The sequence below is a fragment of the Thermotoga sp. genome (assembly GCF_021162145.1).
Taxonomy (GTDB): domain Bacteria; phylum Thermotogota; class Thermotogae; order Thermotogales; family Thermotogaceae; genus Thermotoga.
On the sequence record NZ_JAGGZH010000071.1, the window covers coordinates 1 to 9,357 of the forward strand.

Annotated in this window: 8 protein-coding genes and 1 riboswitch; of the genes, 2 read left to right on the forward strand and 6 right to left on the reverse strand. The window is 48.1% G+C overall.

What is annotated here, in order from left to right:
- Together J7K79_RS04750 and J7K79_RS04755 are read left to right on the forward strand one after the other, a co-directional pair.
- Nucleotides 1-2,093 (forward strand): glycoside hydrolase family 3 N-terminal domain-containing protein (locus J7K79_RS04750; protein WP_296905693.1); only part of this gene is annotated, 2,093 nt, incomplete at its 5' end.
- A 7-nt stretch (nucleotides 2,094-2,100) separates the two neighbouring features.
- Entirely contained in the window at nucleotides 2,101-3,078 is a 978-nt protein-coding gene (locus J7K79_RS04755; RefSeq protein WP_296905695.1) for an acetylxylan esterase, read from the forward strand.
- Here the strand turns inward: J7K79_RS04755 and J7K79_RS04760 are convergent.
- From J7K79_RS04760 to J7K79_RS04785, 6 genes are all read right to left on the reverse strand, one after another.
- Entirely contained in the window at nucleotides 3,061-3,840 is a 780-nt protein-coding gene (locus tag J7K79_RS04760) for an ABC transporter ATP-binding protein (RefSeq protein ID WP_296905697.1), read from the reverse strand. The two genes, J7K79_RS04755 and J7K79_RS04760, sit on opposite strands and share 18 nt — an antisense overlap.
- Nucleotides 3,833-4,801, reverse strand: coding sequence for an iron ABC transporter permease (locus J7K79_RS04765; RefSeq protein ID WP_296905699.1), 969 nt, complete (start codon nucleotides 4,799-4,801; stop codon nucleotides 3,833-3,835). Before J7K79_RS04765 ends, J7K79_RS04760 begins: the two co-directional genes overlap by 8 nt.
- Nucleotides 4,798-5,691 carry a cobalamin-binding protein gene (locus J7K79_RS04770; protein WP_296905701.1) on the reverse strand — a complete coding sequence of 298 codons (894 nt, stop codon included), beginning with the start codon at nucleotides 5,689-5,691 and terminating at the stop codon, nucleotides 4,798-4,800. Before J7K79_RS04770 ends, J7K79_RS04765 begins: the two co-directional genes overlap by 4 nt.
- Nucleotides 5,692-5,743: 52 nt before the next feature.
- Nucleotides 5,744-5,928: riboswitch (cobalamin riboswitch) on the reverse strand.
- 9 nt (nucleotides 5,929-5,937) lie between these two features.
- Nucleotides 5,938-6,387 carry a flagellar assembly protein FliW gene (fliW, locus tag J7K79_RS04775; protein WP_296905703.1) on the reverse strand — a complete coding sequence of 150 codons (450 nt, stop codon included), beginning with the start codon at nucleotides 6,385-6,387 and terminating at the stop codon, nucleotides 5,938-5,940.
- Nucleotides 6,388-6,396: 9 nt separating this feature from the next.
- A complete protein-coding gene (gene flgL / locus J7K79_RS04780; protein WP_296905705.1) occupies nucleotides 6,397-7,308 on the reverse strand; it encodes a flagellar hook-associated protein FlgL in 912 nt (303 codons plus the stop codon).
- 4 nt (nucleotides 7,309-7,312) lie between these two features.
- Complete coding sequence (locus J7K79_RS04785) at nucleotides 7,313-9,028, reverse strand: flagellar basal body rod C-terminal domain-containing protein (RefSeq protein WP_296905707.1); 1,716 nt, start codon at nucleotides 9,026-9,028, stop codon at nucleotides 7,313-7,315.
- Nucleotides 9,029-9,357: the final 329 nt, after the last annotated feature.

Below are 9,357 nucleotides of genomic sequence, written 5' to 3' on the forward strand. Positions count from 1 at the left end.
AGATACAGCGTTTTCTCGTGGAGGAAACCCGCCTTGGAATACCGGCGATGATACACGAGGAGTGTCTCACCGGGTACATGGGGCTTGGTGGAACCAACTTTCCGCAGGCGATAGCGATGGCGAGCACCTGGGATCCAGACCTGATAGAGAAAATGACTACAGTCATCAGAGAGGACATGAGAAAGATAGGAGCACACCAGGGACTTGCTCCTGTTCTGGACGTGGCAAGAGATCCGAGATGGGGAAGAACGGAAGAGACGTTCGGAGAGTCTCCTTACCTTGTTGCAAGGATGGGAGTTTCCTACGTAAAGGGACTTCAGGGTGAGAACATAAAAGAAGGCGTTGTCGCCACGGTGAAGCACTTTGCAGGATACAGTGCTTCTGAGGGTGGAAAGAACTGGGCACCGACAAACGTACCAGAGAGGGAGTTCAGAGAAGTCTTTCTTTTCCCGTTCGAAGCTGCGGTCAAAGAAGCAAAGGTTCTTTCCGTGATGAACTCCTACAGTGAAATAGACGGTGTTCCGTGTGGAGTGAACAGAAAGCTTCTCACCGATATTTTGAGAAAAGACTGGGGATTCAAAGGTATCGTTGTTTCCGACTACTTCGCCGTGAACATGCTTGGAGAGTACCACAGGATAGCAAAAGACAAATCTGAATCCGCCAGACTCGCACTCGAGGCGGGAATAGATGTTGAACTTCCAAAGACAGATTGTTATCAGCACCTGAAAGATCTTGTTGAAAAGGGAGTTATGTCCGAATCATTGATCGACGAAGCCGTTTCCAGAGTACTGAGGCTCAAGTTCATGCTCGGGCTCTTTGAGAACCCATACGTTGACGTGAAGAAAGCAAAGATAGGAAGTCACAGAGATATTGCCCTTGAGATTGCAAGAAAGTCAATTGTTCTGCTTAAAAACGATGGAATCTTACCTCTTGAAAGGAACAAGAAGGTAGCCTTAATAGGACCAAATGCCGGTGAGGTAAGAAATCTTTTGGGAGACTATATGTATCTCGCTCACATAAGAGCACTCCTTGACAACATAGACGATGTCTTCGGAAACCCACAAATCCCAAGGGAAAACTACGAAAGGCTGAAAAAGAGTATAGAAGAACACATGAAGAGCATCCCGAGCGTTCTCGATGCGTTCAAAGAAGAAGGAGTGACATTCGAATACGCAAAAGGATGCGATGTAACAGGAGAGGACAGGAGCGGCTTTGAGGAAGCCCTGGAGGTGGCAAAACGCTCGGATGTTGCCATTGTGGTTGTGGGAGACAGATCGGGCCTCACTCTCGACTGCACAACAGGTGAATCCAGAGACATGGCGAACCTCAAACTTCCGGGAGTTCAGGAAGAACTCGTCCTCGAAGTTGCAAAAACTGGAAAGCCTGTCGTTCTTGTCCTCATCACAGGAAGACCGTACTCACTCAAGAACGTGGTTGATAAGGTGAACGCCATTCTTCAGGTGTGGCTCCCAGGAGAGGCTGGTGGAAGAGCGATCGTCGACGTCATCTACGGAAAAGTGAATCCCTCCGGAAAACTTCCCATCAGTTTCCCAAGGAGTGCCGGTCAGATTCCCGTCTTCCACTACGTCAAACCCTCAGGAGGAAGATCTCATTGGCATGGAGATTACGTGGACGAGAGCACAAAGCCTCTCTTTCCCTTCGGACACGGTCTGTCTTACACGAAGTTCGAGTACAGTAATCTGAGGATAGAACCAAAAGAGGTACCTCCAGCTGGAGAGGTTGTGATAAAGGTCGATGTAGAGAACGTGGGGGAGATAGATGGAGACGAGGTAGTACAGCTTTACATTGGACGTGAGCTCGCAAGTGTGACAAGACCAGTGAAGGAATTGAAAGGTTTCAAGAGGGTTTCTTTGAGAGCGAAGGAGAAGAAGACGGTTGTATTCAAGCTTCACTTGGATGTTCTTTCCTACTACGACAGGGCCATGAAACTCGTTGTGGAGCCGGGTGAGTTCAAGGTGATGGTGGGCAGTTCCTCTGAAGATATCAGACTCACAGGTTCTTTCTGTGTCACCGGTGATAAAAGGGAAGTGATTGGGAAAAGGAAATTCTTCACAGAGTCTTACGAGGAGTGATAGAGAAGTGGCCTTCTTTGACATGCCTCTTGAGGAGCTGAAAGAGTACCACCCAGAGCGATACGAAGAGAAAGATTTCGACGAGTTCTGGAAAGAAACATTCGAAGAGAGCGAAAAGTTTCCTCTGAACCCCGTCTTCGAGAAAGTGGATTCTCACCTCAAGACAGTCGAAGTGTACGATGTTACCTTCTCCGGGTACATGGGGCAGAGAATAAAAGGATGGCTTCTTGTCCCAAAGCTGGAAGAAGAAAGACTTCCCTGTGTTGTGCAGTACATAGGTTACAATGGTGGAAGAGGCTTTCCACACAACTGGCTGTTCTGGCCATCCGTGGGTTGCATTTGTTTTGTCATGGACACCCGGGGACAGGGAAGCGGCTGGTTGAAGGGAGACACACCAGACTACCCAGAAGGTCCAATCGATCCTCAGTATCCAGGATTCATGACAAGGGGAATTCTGAATCCAAGAACCTATTACTACAGACGAGTTTTTGTGGATGCGGTCAGGGCAGTGGAAGCAGCCATCTCTTTCCCACGGGTGGATCCTGAAAGAGTTGTAGTGGCTGGAAGCAGTCAGGGCGGGGGGATTGCCCTTGCGGTGAGCGCCCTGTCAAATAAGGTAAAAGCTCTTCTGTGCGACGTACCGTTTCTGTGTCACTTCAGAAGGGCAGTGCAACTTGTCGACACACATCCGTACGTGGAGATCACGAACTTTCTCAAAACACACAGAGACAAAGAAAAAATCGTGTTCAGAACACTTTCCTACTTCGACGGAGTGAATTTCGCGGTGAGAGCAAAAATCGCCGCCCTGTTCTCTGTCGGACTCATGGATACCATTTGTCCACCTTCCACAGTCTTTGCAGCTTACAACCACTATGCTGGGCCAAAAGAGATCAGGATCTATCTGTACAACGGTCATGAAGGAGGAGATTCTTTCCAGGCAATCGAGCAGGTGAGGTTTCTGGAAAAGCTATTTGAGGAAGGCTAGGGGTTTTCCTGTGACAGGATGTTCCAGTACAACGAATTCTGTTTCGAAAACACTTCGGAGCACTCTCTCGTTGAGAACATCGGAGGGTGCTCCAATTTTTATAATTTCACCGTTTTTCATCACGACTATTCTGTCACACAGAAGTGATGCCACGTTTATATCGTGAAAGACCGCTACGATGGTTTTTCCAGATTCCTTCAGTTTTTTCATCACATTGCCCGCAAGACTCACGTTGCTGTAATCGAGATGTGCAGTCAGTTCATCCACGAGAAGGATCTTCGTATCCTGAGCAATCGCTTTCGAAAGCACAACCTTCCTGCGTTCACCAGCACTCAGTGTCCAGAAAGTTCTGGAAGAGAATTTCAAAGTATCGGTCAACTTCAGACTTTTTAAAACGGCTTCTTCATCCTTTTTGGACGTCTCACTCAAAAGATGCTGATGTGGGAGTCGTCCCATTTCGACTATCTCTTTTACAGTAAAATCGTACGAGGGAAAGAAATCTTGAGAAACAAGGGTGACGATCTTTGCCATCTCTTTTCTGGAAACCTCCCAGGGAACTTTCCCGGAGAGAAACACCTTTCCTCTCTGGGGCTTTAAAAGTCCCGCGAGTATCTTCAAAAGAGTGGTCTTACCAGATCCGTTGGGGCCTATTATCCCAAAGAACTCTCCTTTCTCCACAGAGAATTCGATGTTTTTCAAAGAAAAACCTGTCCTGTATTGAAAATATAAATTCTCTACCCTCACCGCTTCCAATTCACACACCCCTTTTCATGAGAAAGGCAAGGAAAGGAGCTCCTATCAGTGCTGTTACAACTCCAACGGGAAGTTCCGTTGGGGAAAAGAGAGATCTCGACATCGTATCACAGAGGGTGAGGAGAACACCCCCCACAATCACACTTGCCAGTGCGGATCTAAGGAAACCAGGTCCCACAAGGTACCTGGCAATGTGAGGAACGATGAGGCCGACAAAACCTATCACACCGCTTCTGGAGACGAGAAAAGCGGTGGTAAGGTTCCCAAAGAGGAAAGTGAACACCTTCAGAAACTCCACGTTGATTCCCAGAACAAAAGCCTCTTCCTCTCCTAGCGCCATGGCGTTGAGATGCTTTGAAAAGACCATGGAGTAGAGAAGAAACGGCATGACAACCGCCGAGTAGAAAGCAACGTCTTTCCAAACCGTTCCCGAGAAACTCCCGAAGAGCCACATAGATATGGTGGTCACGTTCCTTTTGAGTAGAACGATCGTCATGTAGGTAAGGGAACTGAAGAGAGTACTGATCACAACTCCTGAGAGAATGATGGAAGTCACGGGGAAACGACCTTCTTTCCTCGCGATAAAGAGAGTGAGAAGTGAAGCGATCACAGAAAATCCAAAACTGAGAAGGGGAATACGGTATATCCAGGAAACGCCGATAACCTCAGCAAGGTAGAGCGAAAGAATCGTTCCAAAAGACGCGCCTGAAGAGATTCCAAGAAGATATGGATCGACGAGGGGATTTTTCAGAAGATTCTGAAAAACGTTTCCCACCAGAGAAAGTCCCGCTCCTACAATGAAACTCGCAAAGACCCTGGGAATTCTCAAGGACAGGATCCTCTCGACCAACGGATTCTCTTTTAAACCAAACAGGACCCCCAAGATCTCAAGGGGGTCCAAGGGCACACCACCGAAGAGTATTCCAAAAAGAAAACTGATCATCAGAATCGGAAGGATAAACTTTTTCACCGATTGCTCCCTCCGTAGAAATAATCGTACAGGATGTCAAGGAGTTTAAAAACATCTGGAGAGGGTTGAGAGGACAGGTTTCCGTCCACTGTGAAGACTTTTTTGTTTTTCACGGCGTTTATCTCCCTGAACGGCTCGAACTCGAGAATTTTCTTCACTTCCTCGTCTTCTGTTCCTGGAACATAAACTCCCACAATGATCACATCGGGGTTCTGTGCCACAACGTACTCAAGGGACAGCTGTGGCCATCCGTTAGGCCCTGCGATACCCGAAGCGATGTTCATTCCACCGGCAAGAGAAATGATTTCGTTCAGATAGGATCCTTCTCCACACGTCCATATCTCTTTCACGTCAGGACCCGGTGCAGAGATCAGATACAGGACTTTTGGACGCTTCGAAGGAGGTATATTGTAAGTCTTCTTTCCTATTTCCAACATTTCCTTTTTCAGCTCATTTGCCTTTTCACTTGCCGGTTTTGGTTCACCGAAGACCGCTCCGAGGAGTACCACGTCCCTTATGATGTCGTCGAGTGAGGTAGGATTTATCACGAGAACCTTCACCCCAACCTTTTCCAGTTTTGCAACCTCGGGAAGCTGGAACCCTCCGAACATCAGAACAAGATCGGGATCCAAGGCTACCACTTTCTCAATATTCACCGGAACCATCGCACCCACTCTTTCTGCCTCGTAACTGTCATAATCTGTTACACCAACGATTCTGTCTTCTAACCCCAGAAAGATCAGAAACCTCGTTGCAGCGGGAGAAAGGCTGACTACCCTTTTTGGAACAGAAGTGATCTCCACCACTCTTCCCGCATCGTCCACGATCGTCACAGCGAGTGTGAGGATAGAAACCATGACAAACAAGAGAAAACCCAGTTTCCTGAGCACAGTCATCCCTCCCTTGAAAAGAAATATCCCCACCTTCCTGGTTCCGAGGAAGGTGGTTCCCTTCACCGCGGGCGGGTTTCCCGGCTTCCGGATCGTCCTACTCCCCACGCCTTCCCAGGGCGAAGGCCCCAGTGGCATCGTGTGGGTTTCGTCCCCGGTCACGGTGGCGGCCCCGCGCCGGATTTTCACCGGCTTCCCCTTTGAACCTGAAAGGTACCTCGCGGTGAGGGGGGCTATCTCAAAGAATCATACCATAGATTTCGCCCGTTCCATTTCTTCGGAAAGAAGGTGTTTCAAACGATAATCTGGATTCTCCAGAATCACCTGAATTCCTCTCTTCTTCTTCTGCTCAATGATGATCGGTGCCCGAAGATTTATCGTGGCCTCCTCTGGCTTTCCAGGGGGTATCGTTAATACACAGAAAAAAAGAAGCTCGTCCTGATTTGGCGCACCAAGCTTTTCGAGGTCACTGGGTGATACCTTGGGGTCATAATCAGGTCTCACAAGCTTTGGGTCCACAACGGGAAGGCCGATCTGACTGTCTTCCAAGGAAAGCAACCACCCTATAGGGAAGGTTTCTTCCGGAAAGACCAACGCGAACCTTCTCAAATGCTCAAAACCTGGAATTCCTTCTTCGAACGCGAAGATTTGATCATCGGCTATCTCCATTTCCCCGAGTTTTGTGCTGTAAACCACGTTATCACCTCACACAAAATCCACCAGAGTAGCTTGAAGAACTCGACTCGCCGACTTCAAAGCGGCCTCCAAGACCGACTGTTGCATCGCAAGATCCGTTACAAGCTCGGTTATATCGGCGTCTCGCTCCCTGGAGAGGTATTCTGTGAAGAAATAATCCAGATCCTCAACCCTTTTTCCAACCATCTCTATGAACCTGCTCACTCCACCTATTTTTCCCGTTACCTTCGTGATGTTCTCTTCGAAAAGAGATAGATCCTTTAAGGAGATGTTGGATATGTGAGAAGATATCGTGTTGTCATCGAGGTTTGAACGCAGAAGATCAGACACCTCATCCAGTACCTGGAATATGTTTCTTCCGTCGTCCAGTTTGAAAACCTCGCTCGCCGTGACACCGTATTCTATGGAGCGCCCCAAAACTGACACGGAACGGCTTTTGTCAGCAGAGGGAGAAATCACTATCTTCCAAGCATCGTTTTCGTATTTCACGGGCTCGTTGAAGACATCGTAACCGGAGAAGATGTATTCGTTTCCGATCCTGGTGTTCGCTATCTCAACCAGGTTGTCCCTTATTTTTTCTATTTCCTCCGCTATTGCTTCTCTTTCCGCCTTCGAAAGTGTTCCGTTCGCAGCCCTGACGAACAATTCTCTCAACCTCTGAGAAATCGCAGAAATCGTCTGCAACGCGCTGTCGTACGCGTTCACATAGGTCTGAACGTGATCTATGTTCCTCTGGAATTGCTTTAATTCCCTTTTTCTCGTCATGATATCGCTGGCCCTCTTGGCAACGACTGCATCGTCGCTCGGGAATCTTACCCTGTAACCCGAAGAAAGCTGATCGTGGAGCTTCGCAATTCTTTTCAGGCTCGTCTGTATATTGAACAACACTCTATCACTGATCATCCTGTTCGTTATGCGCATTCTATCACCTCACCATGTTTATCACAGTCTGTATCATCTCGTCCACCGTGGTGATAACTTTGGCAGCCGCGTTGAAAGCGTGCTGATACTCTATCATATTCGCCATTTCCTCATCGAGCGACACTCCTTTCACCCTTTCTCGTTCGTTGTCTATCTCCTGTTTCAATATCTCAGTGTTGGTTTTGAGGTGTTTCGCTGTTTCCGATTCCACTCCCAGCTCGGCTACCACTCCTCCGAAGAATTCGTAGAAGCTTTCCTTCCCGTTTGACAACATCTTTCTGGTGTACAGATCTTGGATGGCTTTGAGAAGCTCCGGGTTGGCTCCTCCCGTCGGCCTCACATCCACCACGTTCCAATCGTTGTTTTCCATGGCGCGACCAACATCAACGGCCAGGTTTGTCGGATTCGATGCAACGGAGGAGTTCACCTCAAACTGGTTCACTATGTTCAACGGTTCGTCGTGTGGTGCCCTGTCAAATGTCAGCATATCGGCTATCCTGAACCGAGACTTCAAAGTTTCAAAATCGTCGTCTTTTGAGATCAACTTGTACGAAACGGTCCAGTCGAACGTGGTTGGATCGTCGTCCGGGTCAACGAGCCCCAGGGCTTCAAAGAAACCTTGGGGACCTTCTATGTCCGTCATCCTGAGATCGAAGTCGTAGAGAGACGTCGCCCTGAGGACGAACGAATGGTGTGGCGTTAAATCCGCCAGAACCCCCGTGGCTTTTTCGTTGATCTTTTCAACGAGTGCCTCCAGAGTGTCCACGACTGGATCGATCTCTATATCGGTGGAATTTATCGTGATCGTGAAGGAACTCGTTGGATCGAAACCGTTTTGACCGTAAAAAACGTTCTCCAGAGTGTCTTTGAACTTCAAAACTTCGTAGTTCCTGACGAAGGCGTTCGTTTTTGTGAAGAAATCGTCGTCACTCAGCACGTTCACCGCCGATGGATCGAAATTCAAATCCCCGTCAGGGACGATCACCAGCATGTTTTCCCCCGTGGATGGATCCGTGTAAACATGCGCTCCCAGATGCGAAGAAGAGTTTATGGAAGAAGCTATGCTCGACAGATTCACACCGGACGAGAGATCGATGGAGATCGTTTCGCTTTGTTTCGACCCATCCTCGAGCGTGTACTCAACACTCACATTGTAGACTCCGGGGGACAGCGAAGAAAGATCTGACTCCTTTATGGTGAGGAAACCTCTGGTTTTCGTGTCGAAACCCATCCTCGAAAGTGAATCTCCCAGGGAGAAGAAAAGCTTGTTTCTGAGATTTCCAGAAGTGTCTTCCAGATACAGCCTGTATCCCCCTGCGTGCTGTCCTATCTTCAAAGTTGTACCGAGCAGGTTCCAGGACGAAACAAGATCTCCGATGGTTGTACCCGGCGATATACTCAAGGTTGAAGAGGAACCCCCTTCGAAGGAGAGTATCAGATCGCTGGTATTGAAGCGCTTTTCGCTTATTTCAGATGCGCTGGTCACAGAATGGATTCCCGTGACTGTGTGGTAGGGTCCCATCTCAAGTTTTCTGTTACCCTTGAGCCTGAATATTGCAGGATCGCCTGAGAAAGACACAATTTTTTTGAAGAAATCAAGGTTCATCGTTACACCACTTGCTTCGAAACCGTCTCTGTGCACAAGGTTGATCGTATCTGTTGTGAAGAGAACGTATTCGTCGAGCTTCCTCATGTATTTCACGATGATTGAGTCTCTCAAATCCAAAAGCGCCTTCAACTTTCCATCGGAAAGAGTCAACTTTGCATTACCAACAAAAAGCTCGTGATACCCTTTCCCGTAGGGCCTTTCTAAAGGTCGAATTTCGTTGTAGGTGGAACCGTTCAGAACGATCTGGTTTCCTATTCTCAGTGTGATTTGTCCGTCCCCCGCTTACGTATAATTTATGTTCACAAGATCCGATAGTTCGTCTAAAATCCTGTCTCTTTCATCGAGAAGATCGTTAGGAGGAGATTTGAGGGTCATTCCCATACGGATCTTGTTGTTCAGATCGGCAAGTCTTCTTATCATCTGGTTTATCTCAGAGACTC

Coding starts and splice junctions, on each gene's coding strand:
- flgL (WP_296905705.1), bottom strand. CDS start 7,308: ATGCGCATAACGAACAGGATGATCAGTGATAGAGTGTTGTTCAATATA.